This is a genomic window from Streptosporangium sp. NPDC048047 (assembly GCF_040653115.1).
Classification (GTDB): domain Bacteria; phylum Actinomycetota; class Actinomycetes; order Streptosporangiales; family Streptosporangiaceae; genus Streptosporangium.
In genome coordinates, this window is sequence record NZ_JBEZNH010000012.1 from 111,277 (window position 1) to 133,754 (window position 22,478).

General features: G+C 70.8%; 11 protein-coding genes and 1 pseudogene. 10 read left to right on the top strand and 2 right to left on the bottom strand.

The window, feature by feature from the left end; all coding sequences use genetic code 11:
• Positions 1 to 312: 312 nt before the first annotated feature.
• The 5 genes and pseudogenes from AB0D67_RS13645 to nrfD all read left to right on the top strand — a co-directional run bounded on the left by AB0D67_RS13645 (position 313) and on the right by nrfD (position 13,570).
• Positions 313 to 7,815 (top strand): hypothetical protein, encoded by a 7,503-nt coding sequence (locus AB0D67_RS13645; RefSeq protein WP_362933661.1) that lies wholly within the window; start codon positions 313 to 315, stop codon positions 7,813 to 7,815.
• Positions 7,812 to 8,384 carry a hypothetical protein gene (locus tag AB0D67_RS13650; RefSeq protein ID WP_362933664.1) on the top strand — a complete coding sequence of 191 codons (573 nt, stop codon included), beginning with the start codon at positions 7,812 to 7,814 and terminating at the stop codon, positions 8,382 to 8,384. Before AB0D67_RS13645 ends, AB0D67_RS13650 begins: the two co-directional genes overlap by 4 nt.
• 64 nt (positions 8,385 to 8,448) lie before the next feature.
• Positions 8,449 to 11,695, top strand: a pseudogene (gene fdh, locus AB0D67_RS13655) (formate dehydrogenase); the annotation flags it as partial.
• A 99-nt stretch (positions 11,696 to 11,794) separates the two neighbouring features.
• Positions 11,795 to 12,508, top strand: a complete 714-nt coding sequence (locus AB0D67_RS13660; protein WP_362933857.1) for a 4Fe-4S dicluster domain-containing protein — start codon at positions 11,795 to 11,797, stop codon at positions 12,506 to 12,508.
• 63 nt (positions 12,509 to 12,571) lie between these two features.
• The gene (gene nrfD, locus AB0D67_RS13665; protein WP_362933667.1) at positions 12,572 to 13,570 is read left to right on the top strand and encodes an NrfD/PsrC family molybdoenzyme membrane anchor subunit; all 999 of its coding nucleotides are present in this window, start codon (positions 12,572 to 12,574) and stop codon (positions 13,568 to 13,570) included.
• A 114-nt stretch (positions 13,571 to 13,684) separates the two neighbouring features.
• Here the strand turns inward: nrfD and selD are convergent, their stop codons facing one another.
• Positions 13,685 to 14,761 (bottom strand): selenide, water dikinase SelD, encoded by a 1,077-nt coding sequence (gene selD / locus AB0D67_RS13670; RefSeq protein ID WP_362933670.1) that lies wholly within the window; start codon positions 14,759 to 14,761, stop codon positions 13,685 to 13,687.
• 283 nt (positions 14,762 to 15,044) lie between these two features.
• On the opposite strand from selD, the gene AB0D67_RS13675 reads away from it, so the two are divergent.
• Positions 15,045 to 15,272, top strand: coding sequence for a hypothetical protein (locus tag AB0D67_RS13675; protein WP_362933673.1), 228 nt, complete (start codon positions 15,045 to 15,047; stop codon positions 15,270 to 15,272).
• A gap of 132 nt (positions 15,273 to 15,404) precedes the next feature.
• Here AB0D67_RS13675 and AB0D67_RS13680 read toward each other — a convergent pair whose 3' ends face one another.
• Complete coding sequence (locus AB0D67_RS13680) at positions 15,405 to 16,574, bottom strand: IS3 family transposase (RefSeq protein ID WP_362933676.1); 1,170 nt, start codon at positions 16,572 to 16,574, stop codon at positions 15,405 to 15,407.
• A 257-nt stretch (positions 16,575 to 16,831) separates the two neighbouring features.
• Between AB0D67_RS13680 and AB0D67_RS13685 the strand changes: the two genes are divergently transcribed.
• The 4 genes from AB0D67_RS13685 to AB0D67_RS13700 are packed head-to-tail and all read left to right on the top strand — an operon-like array spanning position 16,832 to position 22,376.
• Positions 16,832 to 18,079 carry a hypothetical protein gene (locus AB0D67_RS13685; protein ID WP_362933679.1) on the top strand — a complete coding sequence of 416 codons (1,248 nt, stop codon included), beginning with the start codon at positions 16,832 to 16,834 and terminating at the stop codon, positions 18,077 to 18,079.
• Positions 18,076 to 19,536 carry a hypothetical protein gene (locus AB0D67_RS13690; RefSeq protein WP_362933682.1) on the top strand — a complete coding sequence of 487 codons (1,461 nt, stop codon included), beginning with the start codon at positions 18,076 to 18,078 and terminating at the stop codon, positions 19,534 to 19,536. Before AB0D67_RS13685 ends, AB0D67_RS13690 begins: the two co-directional genes overlap by 4 nt.
• Positions 19,533 to 21,422: a DEAD/DEAH box helicase gene (locus AB0D67_RS13695; protein ID WP_362933685.1), complete on the top strand. Its 1,890-nt coding sequence runs from the start codon at positions 19,533 to 19,535 to the stop codon at positions 21,420 to 21,422. The genes AB0D67_RS13690 and AB0D67_RS13695 overlap by 4 nt, the downstream gene beginning before the upstream one ends.
• A gap of 6 nt (positions 21,423 to 21,428) precedes the next feature.
• The gene (locus AB0D67_RS13700; protein WP_362933688.1) at positions 21,429 to 22,376 is read left to right on the top strand and encodes a DUF3883 domain-containing protein; all 948 of its coding nucleotides are present in this window, start codon (positions 21,429 to 21,431) and stop codon (positions 22,374 to 22,376) included.
• Positions 22,377 to 22,478: the final 102 nt, after the last annotated feature.

Below are 22,478 nucleotides of genomic sequence, written 5' to 3' on the forward strand. Positions count from 1 at the left end.
GCTCCGGATCCGGCTGCGGCTCCTGGGGCGGCCCCTGCCTCCGGTACGGCGCCGGCGTCCGCGCCCGACCCGGCCGCGGCTCCCGGGACGACCCCCACTCCCGGGACGACCCCCGCCTCCGGTGCGGCTCCCGCTCCTGGGACGGCTCCCGCCACGGCTCCGGCTCCCTCCACGGCTCCGGCTCCCGCCACGGCTCCGGTCACCGCCCCCGCGGCGCAGGCCACCGCCGCGACCCCGGATCCCGCCGCCGCCCCCGACCCCGAGACCGCGTCGCGACTCGCCGGCACGGCGATCGACGAGGTCCTGAAGGTCGTGGCCCCCGACGCGATGCTGCTGCGGAGCGGTGACCTGCGGCTGACCGGGCCGAGCGGCGAGCTCGTCCACCTCTCCGCCGACTTTCTCGGCGGTGTGCGCGGGAGGCTGACGCTCCGGGCCGCGGACCGTGTCACCTCCGAACGGCTGCGTGCCGAGGCGGCGGCCTGGCTGGGCGCCGGACTCGCCGACGCCGAGGGCCGCAACCACACCGAGGGCGCGGTCGCGGCGCTCCACCGGCTGACCGAGGCGGCGCCCGAGACCGACGAAGCGGCCGTGCGGGTGACGCTGGAGTTGATGGTCGACACCGCCGGTCAGTGGGATCCCGCCCGGCTGGGCGACGGCGAGCGGCGGCTGATGCGCGACGCGGCCGGCCATCTGAGGGCGCCGGCGGACCCCCATGCCGACCTGCGGTCCGGCACGCAGGTCCGGACCGCGGAGGAGATCGCCCGGCTGGCGGAGGCCCTGGCCCCGGATCCCGCGGCGTCGGGCGCCACCGGACCGAACACCGCACCGGCCGCGGGCACCGGTACGAATCCCTCCGCGTCGCCTGAGCTCTCCGAGCTGACCGGCCGGGTGCGGGAGCTGGGCGAGTCCCTGGCCGGCGCCAAGACCGGCCTGGAGGAGCGGGTGAAGTCCCACCGGGACGCCTCCCGCCAGGCCGGGAAGAACATCGCGGGCAAACTCAGGGAAGCGGAGAAGGCGGAGAAGGAGCGCGACCGGGGAGCCCCGGAGCGGCGCCGTAAGGCCCTGGCCGATGTCCGGGTGGAGCGGGCGACCGGGGCGCGCCACAAGCGGGTCGCCGCCCGCTACCAGGAGGCCCGTGTACGGGCCGAGAGCGCGCGCGCCGCCGTGGCGGAGGCGTCACGCGCCCTGGACGGCCTGGCCGCCGAGGGACCGGCGGGCCGTACCGCCGAGCGGGTCGCCGAGGTCGCCCGGCTCTCCCGGGAGGCCGCCGAGGCCGTCGCCGCCTACGACGAGGCGGTGCGGGCGGCGCTGCCGCCGCGCGACGCCATGACCGGCAGCGTGCCCGCCGACCGGCTGCCCCACATGACCAAGCTGACCGGTGTGGTCAACCGGGTGCTGGCCGACCACGGAGTGGACCAGTCCTTCACCCCGGACGAGCTGGAGCACGTTCTGGGGGCCCGGTTCCGGCGGGTGACGTCGGACGACGGCGTCGTCCTTCAGGTCGGCGGCGCGACGCGGGGAGAGCTGCGGATCAAACTGCGGATGGGCGACCTCGCGGAGATCGTCGATCCGAAGGTCAAGGGATCCGAGACGATGATCGGCGAGCTTCCCCAGGGCGGCCGGTCGGTGTCGACCAGTGGCGGCCGGAACAAGGGGATGTCGTTCGGCCTCAACGTCGTCGCGCTGGCCAAGACCCTGGCCGGGATGTTCCTGGCGCCGGACAACGGGGTGCGCGGGTTCATCGAGAACGTGCTGGACCCGTACGTCAAGGCCGAAGGCAGCTACGGCAGGTCCCGGTCGAGGGGAGAGGGCGGCAGCGCCTCCGAGTTCGCGCTGTTCGGCGGGGTCGAGGACAACCGGGGAGAGTCGATCCTGCTGGACGTCGCCGACGTCGCCTGGGACGTCGATTTCCGCCCCGCGGGGAAGACGGACTGGACGGCGCCCGAGACGGTCGACGCCCGATCCGGCAGCGAGGCCGAGGTCATCGCGTCGGCCGGGGACGCCAAGCGGCTGCGGGTGCTCGTCTCGCACGCCTACGCCGACCACGCCCCCGCCGAGACCGCCCAGCAGCCCGCGGCCCGCCGCGACCCGGACGGCCCGTTCCCCGAGCACGTGGTGATCTCGATGAGCGGGGCGGACGAGCGGGTCGACCACACGGTCGGGCTGCTCGGTGGACCCGAGGTGGGCGACGTGGCCCGCCGCCAGGTCCGCACCTTCATGGCGGACGACCTGCCGAGCCGGCTGTACGAGGCGATGAACCGTCCGGAGGGGCTCAGCCGTACCATCACCGACGGCGGCCGGCCGCTCGGCACGGTGCGGGTCCGCAGCCGGGTCGAGTGGGTCCCCGCCCCGGACGGGGCGCCGGCGCCGGAGATGGAACCGGTGGGCTCCGGCACCAACAAGCACCACCAGGAACGGCTGCGCGTCCAGTTCTCCGGCGCGTCGGGATCGACGTCGTCGGGCCGGTCGAGGAACACCGGCGGCACCGTGGGCGGCAAGGGCCCCCTCCCCGGGATGCTGTCCTCCGGCGGCGAGGCCACGGCCAAGGCGGCGTTCGGCTACTCCCAAGGGCGGTCCAGCACGACCGGCGCGAACACCGGGGGCACCATGATCCGCCCGGGTGTGTACCGCTACTCCGGTGACACCCAGGGGTACGTGGCCGTGGTGGTCCATGAGATCACGGTCCACCGGTTCGGCGAGGCCAAGCCCCGCCCCTCGTTCGTCCAGCGTTCCCGGGCGCTGATGCGGATCCCGCTGCGGTACGCCTACGACTACGGCGCCAAGGTCGACGCGGACGGGATCGCGCGGGACGACTCCGGCGCGCCGCTCCGTAATCCCGACGGCTCGCCGGTGTTCCGGGACGACCCCAAGGCCGGGCCGCCGCCCGGCCGGAAGGCGGAGCTGCCCGGCTGGGAGACCGGCGACCCGGTCCGGGTCCGCGGCGCGGGACCGTCGGAGGTGCAGGACTTCACCCCGATCGACCGGACGGAGGTCGAGACGTACCTGCGTGAGCGCGGCATGCTGGCCCCGCTGGACGCCGACGGCAACGAGGTCCCGTCGACCGACCCGCGGGAATGGGCCAGCCACGAGAGGAACGCCCAGGAGCTGCAGGAGCAGCTCGACGAGCGCCGGGTGGCCGCCGCCTACGACCAGGGCGCCCAGGACGGCATCCAGATGACCTTCACTCTTGACCGCACCGGCCGGGCTCCGGAGAGGGTCACGCTGGTGCTGACGCTCGACCAGCACGAGGTGGGCTCCTGGCAGTACACCGACGCGGAGGTCCCCGTCGACCTGGACATCGACTCCGAGACGTCCGGGCTGTCGCGCGGCGAGTCGGCGAGTCACGACATGAGGGTCGAGGGCGGGCGCGACGACAAGAGCGCGGACGGGGAGAGCACGGGCTCCCGGGGCGGGGGCTACACCTACAGCAGGGGCGTCAACTCCGGGTCGTCCCAGGGCGGCACGGTCAACCAGGTGATCCTCGGGGAGAACACCGGGCTGACGGCGGTCGCCAAGCGGAACCACACGGTGAGGATCACCGACATCGAGTCCATGGCGGACCCCATCACCACCCAGCAGGGCAGCTCCCTGCTGATGGTGCCCGCGGACCTGCTGCCCGAGGACGACTCGGGAAACGGCTCCGTGCGGACCCCGACGCCGCACCCGACCTCCCGCGCCACGCTGCGCCGCGCCACGCTACGGGCCGTGGACACCGGCGACCTGCTGCAACGGGTCCTGCCCAAGTTGCCGAGGTGGGTGCGGTCGCACCCGGTGATCGTCAACATGCTGGCGTCCTTCCTCAACGCCCGCGCCTTCATGGCGCAGCCGGACCGGATGTTCGGCGAGGCCGGCATGGAGCTCGCCGTACGGTCCCGGGGCGTGCGCCGCTTCCGCGCGCCGGTGTGGGTCCGAGGCCGCGCGGGGGAGTCGGAGTTCGTCGGCGCGGTCGACCACGTGAGCGGCGACATCAACCTCACCCTGGGCAGCCAGTCCGCCTCCGCCGGCCGGACCCGCGGTCACGCGGGCGACGTCTCGGTGTCCCGCGGGTTCAGTCAGGAGTCGGCGCCCAAGGCCGGCGGCGGGCTCAGCGGATCGGCGTCGCGGAGCACCGCGGTCTCCGCGCAGGAACTCGGCATCTGGGGCCGGGAGCGGCTGGTCATCGAGACCGGCAAGCACTACGTCTTCCGGATGAGCGCCGACTTCGACGTCACCGTCGGCGTCCCCGGCTCGCCGAACGCCAAGGTGGTCAGCGCGCCGGGCCGTCCCGTCGTCTACATGATCCCCGAGCGTGACGCCCTGCGCCTGTACGCCCAGGGAGAGCTGCGGCTGCCGGTGGACCAGCTGGCCGACGTGATGGAGCGATACCTCGACGGCAACCTGGAGATCGCCCCGGACGTCGCGGCCCCGCTGGTCGGCCGCTACCTCAGCGAGCAGACGGCCGCCCGCCGCACCGGCACGCCGCTGCCCGTGCTGACCGCCGGCCACACCGCCGAGCGGATGGTGGGGAGGCTCGACGCGCTCTCCGACGGCCGGTACGGCGCGCTGGGGCACCCCCGGAACCCGGGCCGCCGGCTGGCCCGCATGATCGCTTACGAGCGCGCCAGGACCGCGGTCCTGGAGAAGCTGCTGGACGACCCCGACGCGAAGCTGAGCAGGCGCGAACGGGCGGTGGCCCCGGAGGTGGCCACGCTCCCCGAGCATCTCAGGGACGCCATGGGCCAGACCGGCGTCGAGGAGCTCGTGCTGAAGCGGAACGGCGAGGAGATCGAGCTGTTCGACGAGGTGCTCGCCGCGGTCGAGAAGAAGGCCCCGGGGGCGACGCGCAGGAACCGGGCGCTGTGGCGCAGCCTGTTCCGCGACTTCAGCGGCAAGCGGTGGCACGGCAAGCTCGACAGCATGCTGGACCCGGACGGGGCGCCGCACACCTACACCGCGCGCGTCCGGGGCAACGACGGCCGGCCGCTGACCGTCCGGGTCAAGATGGAGTTCGTCGGCCCGCCGAGACTGCTGAACCGGACGAGAGCGGCCGGAGTGATCGTCCAGGACTACGCCTACCAGGACAACTCCTGGTCGGAGTCGTTCAACATCGCGTTCGGCGGCGGCGTGAACGGCGAGGGCACGCCCGCGGCCCTCGGCGGCGCGGTGGGCGGGGACGCCAAGGTGCAGGGCGGCGTCAGCCACTCCACCTCCGGGTCGGCCGGCGAGCAGTTCACCCGGCTCCAGCGGATCGCCTCCTTCAACGGCATGGACCGGGTCGCCCACGCGGTGAAGGTCACCGTGGAGGTCGACCGGCCGGGCCGCCGCGGGCGCGGGCGCCGGCCCGTCGTGACGGAGCTGAAGGGCCACCTGAACCGCCTCGTGCCGTCCGAGCTGGTGGAGGCGGCGAAGGCGGCGGAGTCGAACACGCCCGCGGACACCCGGCCGCTGGCGTTCCCGAGGACGTTCTTCACCGAGTCGACGCATGCCCCCGGGCTCTTCCAGGCCGTGTACGACGGGCTGTCCCGTCGCGACGTCCTCGGCCGCAGGGGCGCCCGCCGTTACCGGCACGATCTGGAGCACACGCTCACCGCCATGGCGCGGAACGCCAACCTGCGGAGGATGGCCGGGCCGAACGGCCACCGGATCGCGAGGTTCCCCGTGCCGGGCCGTCCCGGCCAGGTGGTGGACGTACGGGTCCGGGCCGTCCCCTCGCAGGTGCGCGTCCTCGCCGCGGGGCGCGCGGACGTCGAGCTGGGTGACGTGGAGCGCAGCCAGGCGACCTCCGGAGAGGCCGTCGAGTCGGGCCGGTCGCACGGCGTCTCCGGAGGGGGCGGCCACGGCCCGTCCGGGGTGAACGTGCACGGCTCCACCGGGCGGCAGACCTCCGAGCGGATCTCCGGGACCACCGGCAGCCGCGCCGAGACCAGCGGTTTCCGCAGGGGCGACGTCACCACGGTCCGGACGCGGATCGACTACCACGTCACGTTCGAGCGCAGGTCGGTCGTACCCGGCAGGCCGTTCTACCGGCGGGTCGAGATCCTCGGCGCCGCGGCCGGCCGCGCCGACGTGACCCTGTTCGAGGAGGGCATGGCGGAGGCCCGCCGCGAGCAGGGGGCGCCCCCGGTCCGCGGCGGAGGCTGGCGCTTCGGCGAGCCGGCGGTACGGCGTGAGCCCGGCCGCGGCTGGCGGGCCCGGTGGACGCGGGGGAGCGGCGGGCCCACGACCCGGTTCTCCCTGGACGAGCTGTCCCAGCAGTCGCAGAGCGCTCCGGATTTCGACGCCGCCGAGCCGTACCGGTCGCTGGCCGAGCACGCACGGCGGAGGGCGCCGGGCATCCGGAGGTCCGGCGCGCCGCTTCTGCTCACGGTCGACGCCGGCCCGGAGTGGCAGGCGGCACGGGTGAACGACGCGCGGGCGCTCGCCCGTGAGCTCGGCGTCCCCGTCCACCTGGAGGTTCGCGGTCCCGGCGGCGTCGTGCGCCCCTACCTCGCCACGCCGGACGGCGGGCTGCTGAGCGCCGCGCTGGATCCGACGGGCCGGCGGGTCGTCGGGGTGCCCGACGGCGGGTTCGCCGCCGCGTTCGCCGCGCTCCCCCCGGCGCTGGTGGCCGCCACCGACGGCCGGATGGACCTGCGCGCCCTGCACGACCGCCTGCCGGAGGGCGGCGACTTCACCGCGATGGTCGACCGGGAGCTGAGTCCGCCCGGTGTTCCGGCGGCCCCCGCGACGAGCGCCGCGTCGCACACCGTGAACCAGGCTCAGCCGGTCGGCGGCACCTACCAGGGTTCCGTCACCTCCGCGCCGGGCGGCGCCCCCTCCGCGGGCGGCGGCTCGTTCGCGGCGACGGCGCCGCAGATCCCCGGGACGGCGTTCACGGTGGACATCCGGGCGCCCCACCTGCCGGACCTGACCCACGACGAGGTCCGGACGGCACTGAGGCAGGCCGGGCCGTCCGTCCTCGGCCGGGGCGTCCGGGACCACCGCTGGTCGGCCGACGGCTCGACGCTGGTCGTGGAGCTGCGGAACGGCGACACGCACCACTTCCGGGTCCGGATCGGCCGGCCCAGGAGGCGGCTGAGCTGGGACCGGACGGCGGGGATGCCGGTGGTGCACTTCGGCCCGTCGTCGCGGCTGATGGGGCGGACGAAGCTGCGGACGGGCAGCGCCGAGGACCCGTCCGAGATGCTGCTGACGAGCCGGCCGGACCCGAAGGCGGTGGCGCGGCTGGTGGGTCACGAGGTCGGCCACGCCCTGCAGCGGAAGGCCGCCGCCGACCACCGGGCCGGGCCGGCCCCGTTCCGCCGCCTGCTTGCCGCGGTCGGCGAGGCCGCGCGCCACGACTACTGCATGGACGTCCGCTACGACGAGTACCGGCACCTCGCGGACGGCTGGCGGGCGGCCCGCACCGAGGACGAGCGCGCCTATCACGCGCACGAGATCGAAGGGCTGAGGCGGCTCATGCTGGCCGACGGCCGCGTCCCGCCCGTGCCGCCCTGGGAGGCCGGCGGGGCGCAGCGGATCGGCGCCGGAATCGGCCTGGACGGCCTGCTCAACCACTCCGAACCGAAGGTCGAGACGAGGGACGGGTACTGGGGGCGGATGCGCAGGCTCACCAACTCCACCGGCTGGATCCCGCCGGAGGAGTGCGCCTGCCCGCCCGACGGCCCGTGCGTCTGCGGACTGCGTCCCCAGACGCCGCCGGACGGCACGCCTTCGTCTCCCGGCACCGTGCCTCCGGCTCCGGCTCCGTCCCCCGGCCTCGCCCCGCCGGCCCTGGACGCGCCCGATCCGTCGGCGGCGGTCACGGCGCGCCGTACGGACGGGAGGACCGGGTGAACGGGGGGGCCGTGGTCCCGGGAGGCGGGGCGGGGAGGGACGCGGCGCCGTTCCCGGTGGCGCGGAGCAGGGACGAGGCGCTCCTTTACCTGGACCTGAGCCCGTGCGCCTGCGGATCGACCGGCACCGCCTGGGAGGGCGGGCTGGTGACCGTGGCGGGGGATCCGGTCTCCCGCTACGCCGGGACCTGCTCCGGCTGCGGCGCCGTACGGGAGTCCCTGTTCGCCCTGCCCGAGCGGGAGGTCGCGCCCACGCGGTTCCCGGCGTTCGGCGGGCCGGAGCCGTCGCGGCTGCTGGACGCCGGGGAGTGGCTCTGGGTGGCCGACACCGTCGCAGGGAACTCCCCGGCGGGTCCGGGCGAGGCCGCGTCGGCGCTGGCGGTCGCCGTGGCGGCGGTGGAGGAGGTCGTCAAGTTCGTCCCGCCCGGCCGGGACGAGGTGCCCGGGGAGGCGTTCTGGACCGAGCGCGGCAGGCGGGTGCGGGACGCCGGACCGGGGAGGTTCCGTCTCGACCGCCTGCTGGTCGTCCGCGACGCCTACCGGACCCTGGCCGCCCAAAAGGCGACATGACAGCAGATATGGAGAAAGCCGAAAAGCGGATTAGCCCGCCAGGAGCATGGGTAACAAGAGGCGCATGACACGGGAGAGAGGGATCTTCCGCTGGCCGGTCCTCCGGCAGCTGAGGGGCGAGGATCCCCGGAGCGACGCGGCGCGGTCGGCGAAGACCGACGCGCTCCGCCCCCGTGTCGAGCAGGCGGACAAGGTCGCGCGGTCGGTGTGCCCGTTCTGCGCGGTCGGCTGCGGCCAGCTGGTCTACGCCAAGGACGGCCGGGTCACCCAGATCGAGGGCGACCCCGACTCCCCCATCTCCCGGGGGCGCCTGTGCCCCAAGGGCTCGGCCAGCAAGCAGCTCGTCAATCGCCCCGACCGGCAGAGGACGGTGCTCTACCGGCGCCCGCACGGCACGGAGTGGGAGCCACTCGACCTCGGCACCGCGATGGACATGATCGCCGACCGGGTGGTCCGCACCCGGCGGGAGACCTGGCAGCAGGAGGAGGACGGCAAGGTCGTCCGGCGCACCCTGGGCATCGCCAGCCTGGGCGGAGCGACGCTGGACAACGAAGAGAACTACCTGATGAAGAAGCTCTACACCGCCCTCGGCGCCGTACAGGTGGAGAACCAGGCCCGTATTTGACACTCCTCCACCATCCCCGGTCTGGGGATCAGCTTCGGGCGTGGCGGCGCCACGGACTTCCAGCAGGATCTGGCCGAGTCCGACTGCATCGTCATCCAGGGCTCCAACATGGCCGAGTGCCACCCGGTGGGCTTCCAGTGGGTGATGGAGGCCAAGGCCCGGGGGGCGAAGGTCTTCCACATCGACCCGCGCTTCACGCGGACCAGCGCGCTCGCCGACCGGTACCTGCCGATCCGCGCGGGCACCGACATCGTGCTGCTCGGCGCGCTGATCAACCACGTGCTGACGAACGGGCTCGACTTCCGCGAGTACGTCCTGGCCTACACCAACGCCTCGACGATCGTCTCGGCGGACTTCCGGGACACCGAGGACCTCGACGGGCTGTTCTCCGGCTACGACGCCGAAGGACACAAGTACGACCCGTCGAGCTGGGCCTACGAGGGCGCGGAGGAGGAGGCCGCGGCCGGGGAGCGTCCTGAGCAGCTTGAGGGCGGAGCCCAGCACGCCGAGGCGGCCGGCCCCGACCAGTACGGCTCGGGCGGCGCGCGGACGCACGCCACGCCGTCCACCGACCCGACGCTGAACCACCCGCGCTGCGTCTACCAGATCCTCAAGCGGCACTTCTCCCGCTACACCCCGGAGATGGTGGCCGAGGCGTGCGGCATCGAGCCGGAGGCGTTCGCCGAGCTGGCCGAGGCGATCACCGCCAACTCCGGCCGGGAGCGCACCACCGCCTGGGTGTACTCGGTCGGCTGGACCCAGCACTCGGTGGGCGCGCAGTACATCCGCGCGGGCGCCATCCTGCAGCTGCTGCTCGGCAACGTGGGACGGCCCGGCGGCGGCATCCTGGCGCTGCGCGGCCACGCCAGCATCCAGGGCTCCTCCGACATCCCGACGCTGTTCAACATCCTGCCCGGCTACCTGCCGATGCCGCACGCCCACCGGCACGAGGACCTCGACGGCTACGTCGCCGCCGCGGGCGCCGACACCGGGTTCTGGGGCAGGAAGCGCTCCTACATGGTGAGCCTGCTCAAGGCGTGGTGGGGCGACGCGGCCACCCCGGACAACGACTTCCGCTTCGACCACCTGCCGCGCCTCACCGGCGACCACGGCCACTACACGACCGTGCTGGGACAGATCGACGGCACCGTCAAGGGCTACTTCGTGGTCGGCGAGAACCCCGCGGTCGGCTCCTCCGGCGGAAAGCTCCAGCGGCTCGGGCTCGCCAACCTCGACTGGCTGGTGGTGCGCGACCTGCGGCTCGTGGAGACCGCCACCTTCTGGAAGGACGGCCCGGAGCTGGAGACCGGGGAGATGCGCACCGAGGACATCGGCACCGAGGTGTTCTTCATGCCCGCCGCCAGCCACGTCGAGAAGGAAGGCACCTTCACCAACACCCAGCGGCTGCTGCAGTGGCGTGAGAAGGCGGTCGACCCGCCGGGCGACGCCCGCAGCGACCTGTGGTTCTACCACCACCTCGCCAAGCGGATCAGGCAGCGTTTGTCCGACGACGACATCGACCTGCCGCTACGCGAGCTGACCTGGGACTACCCCGAGCACGGCGAGCACGCCGAGCCGTCGGCCGAGGCGGTGCTGCGCGAGATCAACGGCACCGGCGCCGACGGACGGGCCCTGTCGGCCTACACCGAGCTGGAGCCGGACGGCTCCACCCGGTGCGGCTGCTGGATCTACTGCGGCGTCTACGCCGACGAGGTCAACCAGGCCGCCCGCCGCAAGTCACGCCACGAGCAGGACCGGATCGCCCGGGAATGGGGCTGGGCCTGGCCGGCCAACCGGCGCATCCTGTACAACCGCGCCTCCGCCGACCCCGAGGGCCGTCCGTGGAGCGAGCGCAAGAAGCTCGTCTGGTGGGACGAGGACAAGGGCGAGTGGACCGGCCTCGACGTGCCGGACTTCGAGAAGGACAAGCCGCCGCACTACCTGCCCCCGGACGAGGCCACGGCCGAGGACGCCATCTCCGGCAGCGCGCCGTTCATCATGCAGGCCGACGGCAAGGGCTGGCTGTACGCCCCGGCGGGCATGGCCGACGGGCCGATGCCCACGCACTACGAGCCGCACGAGTCGCCCGTGCCCAACGCGCTGTACGGCCGGCGGGCCAACCCCTGCCGGAAGGTCTACGACCGCCCGGAGGTGGTCTACAACCCGGCGGAGTCGTCGCGCTTCCCGTACGTGCTGACGACCTACCGGCTGACCGAGCACCACACGGCGGGCGGCATGAGCCGGACGCTGCCCTACCTCGCCGAGCTCCAGCCGGAGCTGTTCTGCGAGGTGTCGCCCCGGCTGGCCGAGGAGATCGGCCTGGTCAACGGCGGCTGGGCGACGATCGTGACGTCGCGCGCCGCGATCGAGGCCCGCGTCCTGGTGACCGGCCGGATCCGCCCGCTGCGGCTCGACGGCCGCCGGATCGAGCAGGTCGGCCTGCCGTACCACTGGGGCTGGGGCGGCGGCGTGGTGACCGGCGACGTGACCAACGACCTGATGCCCGTGGTGCTCGACCCGAACGTCTACATCCAGGAGAGCAAGGCCGCGACCTGCGACATCCGGCCCGGCCGGCGTCCCAGGGGACCTGCTCTGCTCGAACTGATGGAGGAGTACCGCCGTGGCTGAGCGGGTGGGGTTCTTCACCGACACGAGCGTCTGCATCGGATGCAAGGCGTGCGAGGTCGCGTGCAAGGAGTGGAACGACGTCCCCGACGACGGGTTCGTCTTCCGCGCGACCTCCTACGACAACACCGGCGGCCTCGGCGCGAGCACCTGGCGGCACGTGGCGTTCATCGAGCAGCGCGTCCCCGCCCCCGCGTCATCTCCCGCGTCCGCTCCCGGTGACGGCGAGCCGCCCGCGGACTCCGTGGGCCCCGGCGTCGAGATCGGCCCGGACGGCGAGCGGCCCGGCGCCGCGGCCGGCGGCCCGGTGGACCGGTGGCTGATGTCCTCCGACGTGTGCAAGCACTGCACGCACGCCGCCTGCCTGGACGTATGCCCCACCGGCGCGCTGTTCCGCACCGAGTTCGAAACGGTGGTGGTGCAGGCCGACGTGTGCAACGGCTGCGGGTACTGCGTGCCGGCCTGCCCCTACGGCGTGATCGACCGCCGGGAGGACGACGGCCGGGCGTTCAAGTGCACGATGTGCTACGACCGGCTGCGCGGCGGCCTGGAGCCGGCCTGCGCCAAGGCGTGCCCGACCGAGTCCATCCAGTTCGGCCCGCTGGACGAGCTGCTCGCCCGCGCCGAGGAGCGGGTGACGGAGCTCCACGGGCAGGGCAGGACCGAGGCCCGGCTGTACGGCGCCGACCCCACCGACGGCGTGGGCGGCGACGGCGCGTTCTTCCTGCTTATGGACGAGCCGGAGGTGTACGGCCTGCCGCCCGACCCGGTGGTCACCACCCGAGACCTGCCCGCGATGTGGGGCTGGGCCGCGGGCGCGGCGCTGTCCATGGCCGGCGTCATGGCCGCGGCGTTCCTGCGGGGGAAGCGGTGAGGCGGCGGCAGGACGCGAGGACGCGCGTGACCGCGTTCCTCCGGGGAGAGCGGTGAGGCAGTGGTGAGGCGCGAGGACGCGATGGTGCCCGAGGCCGAGTTCCGGTCCTACTACGGGCAGCCGGTGATCAAGGCTCCGGTCTGGCACGTGCCCCACATGCCGCTCTACCTCTACCTCGGCGGGCTGTCCGGCGGGGCGTCGCTGATGTCGGCCGCGGCCCGGCTCGCCGGGCACGACCGGCTCGGGCTCACCGCCCGCGTCACCGCCGCCGCCGGGGCCGTCCTCGGCGCGGGCTTCCTGGTCGCCGAACTCGGCAGGCCCGAACGGTTCCTCAACATGCTGCGGATCTTCAAGCCGACCTCGCCGATGAGCGTGGGCTCCTGGGTCCTGGCCGCGCACAGCGGGCTGACCGCGCTCGCCACCGCCTCGGCGGTGACGTCCGCCGCACCTTCCTCGGCCGTCGCGGCCCGGCTGCCCCGGAGGGTCGCCGCCCTGCTGCCCGCCGCCGGAGACGCCGCGGCCATGGCCACCGCCCTGACCGGCCCGCTGATGGCGACCTACACGGCCGTGCTCGTCGCCGACACCGCCGTGCCGGCCTGGCACGAGGCGCACCGGGAGCTGCCGTTCCTGTTCGCCGGGAGCGCTCTGGCCAGCGCGGGCGCCGTGGGCATGCTGGCCACCCCCCGCGCCCAGGCGGGCCCGGCCCGCGTCGCCGCCGCGGCCGGGGCGGCCGTCGAGCTGGCCGCGGGCACGGTGATCGAACGCCGGCTCGGCCTGGTCGGCGAGCCGTACCGGGAGGGGAAGTCGGGCCGCCTGATGCGGGCCGCCCGCGCCCTCACCGCCGGCGGCGGCCTGCTCGCCGCGGTCGCCGGGCGCAGCCGCACGCTGACCGCGCTGTCCGGCCTCGCGCTGACCGGCGGGGCCCTGTGCACCCGGTTCGGCGTCCTGGAGGCCGGCCGGGCCTCGGCCGCCGACCCGAAGTACACCGTGGTGCCCCAGCGTCAGCGCCTGGAGTCGGGCGACCGCGCCTCCACCCCGGCCCCGTCCCGCTCCTGGCCCTGACCCACCGGCCGGTGACCGGGGGCCGGGCTCGTCCACCGGTTTCCCGGCCGTTCCGCGCTCCCGCCGGTCTCACCCGGCTCCCGTCCTTCTGGCCCCGCCAGGTCCCGGGGCGGGTCAGCGCAGCCGCAGGGCCGTGCCGTCGAAGGGGAGGAGCTCACCGATGACCGGTGCGCCGGGCACCTCGCCCGCCACCAGCAGGCCGCCGGAGGTCTGCGCGTCGGCCAGCAGCAGCACGTCCTCCTCGGCCAGGCTCCCGGCGTCCAGATGCGGCTCCACCCAGGCGAGGTTGCGGCGGGTGCCGCCGCTGACGTGACCGTCGCGCACGGCCTCGCGGGCGCCCTCCAGGTACGGCACGGCCGCCGCGTCCACCACGGCCGTGACGCCGCTCGCCCTGGCCAGCTTGTACAGGTGACCGAGCAGGCCGAAGCCGGTCACGTCGGTGGCGCACCGGGCGCCCGCGGCGAGCGCCGCCCGGGAGGCGTCCCGGTTGAGCGTGGTCATCGCGGCTATCGCCTGGGGGAAGACCTCCCCGGTGGCTTTGTGCCGGGTGTTGAGCACCCCGACGCCGAGCGGCTTGGTCAGCGACAGCGGCAGCCCGGCCCGGCCGGCGTCGATGCGCAGCAGCCGCTCCGGGTCGGCCAGGCCGGTGACGGCCATGCCGTACTTCGGCTCGGGGTCGTCCACGCTGTGACCGCCCGCGACGTGGCAGCCCGCGGCGCGGGTCACGTCCAGGCCGCCGCGCAGCACCTCCTTCGCCAGGTCCATCGGCAGCCGATCACGGGGCCAGCCGAGGAGGTTGACCGCGACGAGGGGCTCGCCGCCCACCGCGTAGACGTCGGACAGGGCGTTGGCCGCGGCGATCCGCCCCCAGTCATAGGGGTCGTCCACCACGGGCGTGAAGAAGTCGGCGGTGGCGACCACGGCCCGGCCGCCCTCGATCCTGACGACGGCGGCGTCGTCGCCGTCGTCCAGGCCCACGACCAGCTCACCCAGCGGCGCGGGCGCGCCGTCCGCGGACATGCCCTCCCCGGTCGCGCCCTCCGCGGGCCGCCGCACGAGGCCCGCCACGACGGCCTCCAGCTCCCCGGGCGGGATCTTGCAGGCACACCCGCCCCCGTGCGCGTACTGCGTCAGCCGGACCCTCTCCGATGGGCCCGCTCCGAGACCGGGTTCCGCCGTCGTTCCCGTCATGCCCGTCCTTTCGGGTGCCCGCGACGCGCCGACCCGCGCGCCGCCCTTCCCTACCCGGCTCACCGTACGCTCACCGAGTACGGTCTCCCAGGGCGGATACCCAGAGAAGGCCGGCCCTGCTCCCCGGGACGGTCGTACCCGGCGGTGGCCGCTCGTTCAGACCGATGACCATCTGTTCTCCGGTCGCGGATTCCGGTCGCTCCGGTAAGCCGATCAAGTTCCGAACCGGAAGTCGGGGGGATTCTCCCGACGTCCCTGCTCACACACCGAATGACTCGATCAAGTGGTCATCGAGGTCGGCCACGAAACCCTCACGCCGTCAAAGACGCAGATCGCGACGCGCATGGCGCAGGCGGATCGCGGCGACTCTGCCGCCCGCCTCGGACGCGGTATCGATGCACTCGTGCAACAGCGCGGCGGCCGACCGCGGATCAGCGAGGTGAATGCGGGCGATCGCCTGGTCGGTCGCCACGATCGCTCGCTGCACTCGTTCCCGCGGCGCGACGAGTGACGCGACTGAGGCGGCGAAGTAGTCGTGCGCCTCGGACGGATCGCCGACGTACAGGTTGATGACGCCCTCGAAACTACGTAGATGGGTGGGGTGCCCAAGACTTTCCGGACAGGCGGCGTATGGGGCTTGAGCCTATGCGGCTCGTGGATGTGAGTGGTGCTCGTCGAGGACTTCGGACGGCGGACGGTAGCCCAGGGCCGAGTGCAGGCGCCGCCGGTTGTAGAAACCCTCGATGTAGCGGATGACCTGCTGCCGGGCCTTGGCGCGGGTGGTGAAGACGAACCGGTCCAGCCATTCGGTCTTGAGCGCGGCGAAGAACGACTCGGCCATGGCGTTGTCGTAGCAGACGTCGGCGCGGCCGACCGAGCGGCGGATCCGCAGGTCGGTGCAAAAGCGGCCGAAGGCGTCACTGGTGTAGTTCGAACCGCGGTCGGTGTGGAAGATCGCGTCTGGTTCGATCAGGCCGGTGCCGAGCGCCTTGCGTAGGGCGTCTTTAACCAGATCGGTGCGGTAGTGGTCGGCCATCGCCCAGCCCAGCACGGCCTTGCTGTGGCAGTCGATGACGGTGGCCAGGTAGGCGAACCCTTCCCAGGTGCGGATGTAGGTGACGTCGCCGACCAGCTTGGCTCCGGGACGCGTCGCGGTGAAGTCGCGGCTGACCAGGTCCGGGATGCCGCGCGCATCACCCGGTTCGGTCGTGGCCGGCCGGAAGGTGCGGGTCTGGACCGGCACCAGGCCCGACTCGCGCATCAGCGCCCGGACCAGCTCTGGTGAGCAGTCTTCGCCTGCGCGGGTGAGGGCGGCGTGCACCCGCCGGTAGCCGTAGGTGTCGTGGCTGGCGGTGAAGACGGCGGTGATGCGGGTCTGGAGCTGCTGTCGGCGTTGCGCAGTGGCCGAGGCCGGGCGGCTACGCCATTCGTAAAAGCCCGAGCGGGAGACCTTCAGCCAGGCGCACATCCGCACGATCGCGTGGTTGGCCTTCTCCGCCTCGATCAGCTCGTACTTGGCGAGCGTCATCGAGTCTCGGCCGCGAAGAAGGCCGCTGCTTTTGAGGAAGGTCAGCTTCTCGCGCAGGTCGGCGTTCTCCCGCTCCAGTTCGCGGATCCGGGCGCGCTCGGGCCCGGACAGCGGCTGGTCGGTCTGGGGGTGGAGGGCTTTGTGCATGTTGACCCAGCTGCCGAGGGTGGTGGGGTTCATCCCGAACTCACGGGTGACTGAGGCGACCGTGCGCGGGCCATCCAGCACCATGTGGACAGCTTCTTCCTTGAACTCCGGCGAGAACCGCCGGCGATGTCTCGTCACGTACCTGCCCCTTCCAGGCTCTCTGTCAGGTTGTGATCCCGAATGTCCGGAAGCCGTAGGACGCCTCACTTTGGCTAATGTGGCCTGCCAGCCCAAAATGTGGCGGTCCGTACTTCGATAGGGGAGGTTTTCCTCGTCATTGTGCGGCAAAATTAGAAGCTCAGACTGAGTCGTTCATCGCCGCCCCGGCGTGAGCGACCACAGTGCGCGTCCGGTGAAATGCTGTTGTTCGTCTCGTGCGTTCGAAAGGATCTAGGTTGGAGTTGCAAGACGCCGAGGCCTACATTCGGCAAGTCACCCGGAGAACCTCCACCAAGGATGCGCTGGCGTGGCTAGTCGAGGAGCGCGCGGTGCCTCGGCCGATCGATCTACCGAACCTGCTGGCGTCGTTGCTAATAATCGAGGATCAGGCGCTGACGGCAGACCTCCAAGGGCTGGCTAGCCGGGTGATTCGGCAGGTCTGCCGGTCCGAGGTGGTTTCCGAGTTGGATCCGAGCCAGGAGCTTCTCGCGCTCGATGAGGTGCTGCGGCCGGCGCAGTACAAAGCTGCCCTTGACGCGCTGGCCGCCAGGACCGCGACTCGGACCCTGACAAGCACTACGCTGGCCGCCGTCATCGCTGCACAACAGGACGACCGCAATGTCGTAACCACGCTTTGCGCAGCGGCTGGCTTGTCCTACCGAGATTTACGCGCCAGAGTCCGGGATGCGTCAGTCCCCACCGATCTACGTGGCAAGTGGAAGAACGACCAGTTGAAGGCGGTCTTTGACGTCATCGACGCAGTCATCACCGGCCAAGTTACGGCAAGCAGTCCAGCTGCCCAGCCGGCCCGGCCGGTTGAACACCTGCTGCCCGAGATCGACGACGAGCCTGAGCGGCAGCGCGGATGGGCATTGGTTGAGCAGATGAGGGCCCATGGTGTCCCATATGAGCTTCTGCTGACCCAGCGAGCAGTTGGCAGTGCATGGGTCGCCCACAGGAGCAGCACGGGCAAGAAGGTGCAAGCTGCGGTAACGACCTCTCTATGCGAGCTGCTTGACAAGCGGTCGGTGCCCTATCACCGGCTTGCCATGAACGCGGCGTCACGGGAGCTGTTGACGCGGGTGGGAGCCAACCCGAGCGCTGCTGCGGAGGACGGGCGTAACGAGGGCGGACAACTCGCCGTGCTGGTGCATTCACCGGCACTGACGCACGCGGTCGCCGTCTCGGTCGCACGGGACGGCGGAACGGCAAGGAAGAGCGGAGCTAGGCTCGGGACGCTTCCGGCGCGCCTCGGCATCGCCTGCAGTGTGGTGTTGGTAGGACCGGGATGGGCGGAACGGAACACCACGGCCGAACTCGCTCGTCCGTTTAATGGACGAATCTACACCGAGCGGACAGTCCCCGAGCTTGCGGACGCGCTCAGCGGCATAGTTGCACAGGGCGAAAGCCTTGTACCGGTCGGGCAGAATCGCAGCATACAGTCCACCAACTCGGTTGACGGTCCATTGGAGCCCCGCCCATGAGTTCACTGACCCAGCAGGCCCGGCGCGAGGTCATTGCGGCAGCCAAGGCGGCAGTTACGGACCAGACCGAACGCAGACCGTTCGAATGGCGCGGCGAGAACATCATGCTGCCCGTGGTCACCGTCCCGGTGGGTGATGTTCTACTCAACCACCGCACGCACCGCGTACGCGCTCAGGTCGAGAGTCTCGGGGCTGGCGGCACCATCATCGATACCAACCCGCACAGCGAAGAAGCGCAACAGCTACTGGCCGACCTCATTCGGCAGACCAGCGGGTACAACGAGGTCAAGGCCATGATTCGCCACGAAAAGCAGCGCGAGCCGGGGCTCATCACGCACGAAGGCGTACTGGTCAATGCAAACACCAGAGCGGTTGCCTTGCGAGATCTGCACGAGGAGGTACGGCACGAGAGAGCCTTCGCATTCATCAAGGTCCAGGTGCTGCCAGATAATGCCGACAGCACCGAAATCATGCAGCTGGAATTCAATTTCCAGATGCGGCGGAACTACCAGCAGCCCTACTCGTTCACGAATCAGTTACTGTTCATCAAGGATCTGCTGGACTCCAACTTAAAGCCGGACGAAATCGGCGTGCAGATGAAGCCACACTACGATCCGACATCTGCGAAGGATCGACGTGCAGCCGCCGAAGAAGTGGAAGCCGAGGACCGACTTCGGCAGATCATCGAGGAACTGATCGCCGCAAGCAGTGGAGCGCTGCACTGGCCAGACTTCGACGACGACCGGCAGAACTTGATCGAGATCGACGAGTCCTACCGGAGGATGGTCGCGCGCAAAGGTCCAGATGCAGCGCGCCGCGTCAAGCAGGCGAAACTCGTCGGTCTCCTCGCCGGGATGGACTACCGCCGGGTAAGGCGCATCGATGAGTCGTATCTGGATAGTTATGTGCTCCAGGCGCTCGAGGAAGAGCCGAACTTGCGGCCTGCCGCCAAGTCCCTGGCGATTGGACAACAGGAAGTCCCTCGCGCAGACCTGGGAGGGCTTTCTGTCCTCGATGACCTCAACGAGGACTCGCCTGTTGGTCAACCCGGGAAGGTCACCCTGCAACCGCTATTCGACGTGCTCGTCCGCCACAGCAGGGGCGACGGCGACGCTGACTGGGACGCCGAAGTGGAGATACCGACCACCGAGGGCACCACGAGGCTGCCGAAGAATACGTTCTTCGACGCGGTCAAGGCTGCGATGCAAATAGCTGCGGACAGCAAGGCGCAGGACGATCAAGGCCAGGACGCCCTCGACCTCCCGCGGCGTCAGTTGAACGCTGCTGGTGCCGCATGTGACCGAGTACGCCGGGCGTACGACGAGCTTGAGGACGATGGCGATCAGCCGGACCCGATAGCGCTCGAGCACGCGCTCGAAGCCTATCTGCGCTCGCACGATGAACTGCTGCATTACCTTGCAGAACGCGGATTCACCGCCGCGGAGAACCTACTGTGACCGACGGTCCTGCTATCTCGCTCGACTTCGACCCAGCGGCAAACATGGTCCTTGCCCAGAAGATCGGCGCCGTCCCGGATGTGTTCTGGGGCCAGCTGCGCGTCGAGTGGGGCTACGACGGCGACCCAGCCCGGTCCGTCCGGGTACCGCTCGAACGATTCCGCGAGAACATCGGCTGGCTGGGCCCAGCCTGTAACCGCTACAACGTCGATATCGTGTGGGCACCTGCCGCCGAGGCGATCATCATGACGATCAAGCTTGAACGCAGGCAGCTCGAACGCGCACGTCAGGAGATCAACGCGCCGATAACCCCCGATGACGTGGAACGCCGCCTCAACGGGAGCCGCTTCGCCAGGTCGCTCAAGCCGTTCCAACTTCGCGACGCGGCCAAACTACTCGGTCTGGCGCACGGCGCGAACTTCTCCGTACCCGGCGCCGGCAAGACATCCGTGGCATACGCCGTCTATGAGGCGGAGCACCTTGCTAAGAAAGTTGACCAGCTCCTGGTCGTTGCGCCGCTCTCAGCGTTCGACGCATGGGAGACGGAGATCGGGGAGTGCTTCAAGCCGGGGATGGCCCCAGTCATCAAGGTGTTCGGGACGCCGGGCAGCCAGGATGCTGAGATCCTGCTGGTTAACTATCACCGTTTGGCGGCATACCTCAGCGAGCTCACCAAGTGGGTCCGTAGACGGCGAACCTTGGTGCTGCTCGATGAGGCGCACCGGATGAAGGCGGGCCGTGTCGGCCAGCACGGCAGCGCGTGTCTCGACCTTGCGTTTTCCGCGTCACGGCGGGACATTCTGACGGGGACGCCCGCTCCGCAGTCAGCCCAGGACTTCGTCCCCCTATATGAGTTCTTGTGGCCAGGGCAGTCACGGCGGATCCTGCCGGCCGAGGTGATGACGAGGAACCCCCAACCGGAAACACTCCACGCAATCAACCGGGCCATAAGGCCGCTCTTCGTGCGCACCACGAAGAGCGAGCTGGAGTTGCCTCGGCCCACACTTAGGCGGGTCGTAGTCCCGTTGAGCGGCTTGCAGCGGGAGATCTATTCAAGTCTTCGCGATCGCTACGCAGGCATGCTGCGCGTGTCGATGAATGACCGCGTCGAACTGGCCCGCATGGGCACGATCATCATGTACTTGCTCGAGGCGGCGAGCAACCCCCAACTGCTTGCGGTCGGGTCACGTGACCTACCCGGTGAGTTTGTCCATCCACCGTTGCCCGTCAAACCCGGGAGCCGATTGTGGGAAATGATCGTCGGCTATAGCCGCTACGAGACACCCCCCAAGTTCACCCGTCTATTGGAGATCATCGCTCAGAACGTCGCTGATCCGGCCGGTCCCCGCAAGACGCTGGTGTGGTCGAACTTCGTTTCCAACCTCGAAGGCCTGAAACGGTGGCTGGCCGAGTACCAGCCCGCCATGATTCATGGCGGGATCCCGTCCGTCGCAAGCGCGCCGACTGCGGCAATCACCCGAGAGTCGGAGCTGCGGCGCTTCCGCAAGGACGACGACTGCAAGGTCCTGCTCGCCAATCCTGCGGCGATGAGCGAAGGCGTCAGCCTTCACCACGAATGCCATAACGCGGTCTACTTCGACAGAACCTTCAACGCTGGCCACTACCTACAGAGCATCGACCGCATCCACCGGCTCGGCATGAATCCCGACCAGCGCACTACTTTGCTTTTCATGATCACGGATGACACCGTCGATCAGGTCGTTGACATGCGAATCCGGGACAAGGCCACCAACCTTGCTCGCGCTCTGGACGACAAGGAGCTTGTACGGATGTCGCTGCCTGACGACGAGGACTACGGATCTCCGATCGAGACCGATGCAGACATGGCCGCGTTGCTTGCCCACATCAACGGCCCGGATAAGTGAGCAACGGTGCTGCCCGAGCCGTTCCCGGTCCATCCGAGTCACCGGCACCTCCAGGCGGCGTTCTACGTAGCTCGTCTACTCAAGCCGGATGGCGAACTCCGACACGCCCTCGACCGGAGCTACCGCAGCCTCGCAACAGGCGCACTGCACGATCACCGCAGTCTCGCCGAGGGCGAACGCCTGCTCTCGCGCGCTGGCCTGCTCGCGACCCGGGGGCACCTTGTCGTTCCGTCCGACAACCTGCTGGCCATGGCCCGATTACCGGTGGACACGTTCGTCGAAGCCCTGCTCTTCAAGATTCTGACCGACCAGCGCGAGGTGTGGCTAGCGCAGATGGCGACGACCGATGAGGTCCGCTGGGAACTCGTGCCGTACGACGTAGCCACCGCGCTTGCCTCGACCTTCGAAGACGTGCGAGAACGCGACGCGTTGCTGCTTGCCGCAGCCAGAAAAGTCGATCTTCAGGTGCTACAAGAATTCGGGGACGAAGGTGAGCAGGCGGTACTTGAGGCATGCCGGACCCATCTTCGCAGCGCCAGCATGCAGCACATGCTCGCCGATGTGGTCCAGGTCAGCCTGATCGACGACACATTAGGCTATGACATCGCCAGCCCCGATGCCGCTGGCCAGCGGCACCGCCTCGAGGTCAAGGCGACCTCGGCGCCACCAGGCTGGGTGGAGTTCTTCATCAGCCGAAATGAAGCCACTGTCGCCGAACGCGATCCGCGCTGGTCATTGGTGGTTACCCGGCGGGAACATGATCCCACCATCACCGAACCGGTAATGCAGGTGGTCGGCTGGCTCACGCACGGCGATTTCGCCCAGGCGCTGCCCACAGACCCGCCACTCGGCGGAGGCCAGCTTCGAGGCCGCTGGGCGTCATGCCGGATCACGATCAGTGCCCAGTGCCTGCGGCCCGGTCTCCCGCTCAAGAAACCGAACGAACTGGGCTGAGCTGGTGCTACATAAAGGCGACTCCCCATGGGGCGAACGGCACCGTAACATGATCGGTCATTCGGGTGTACGACACGCTTCCCCGCACGTCCGTGATATTAA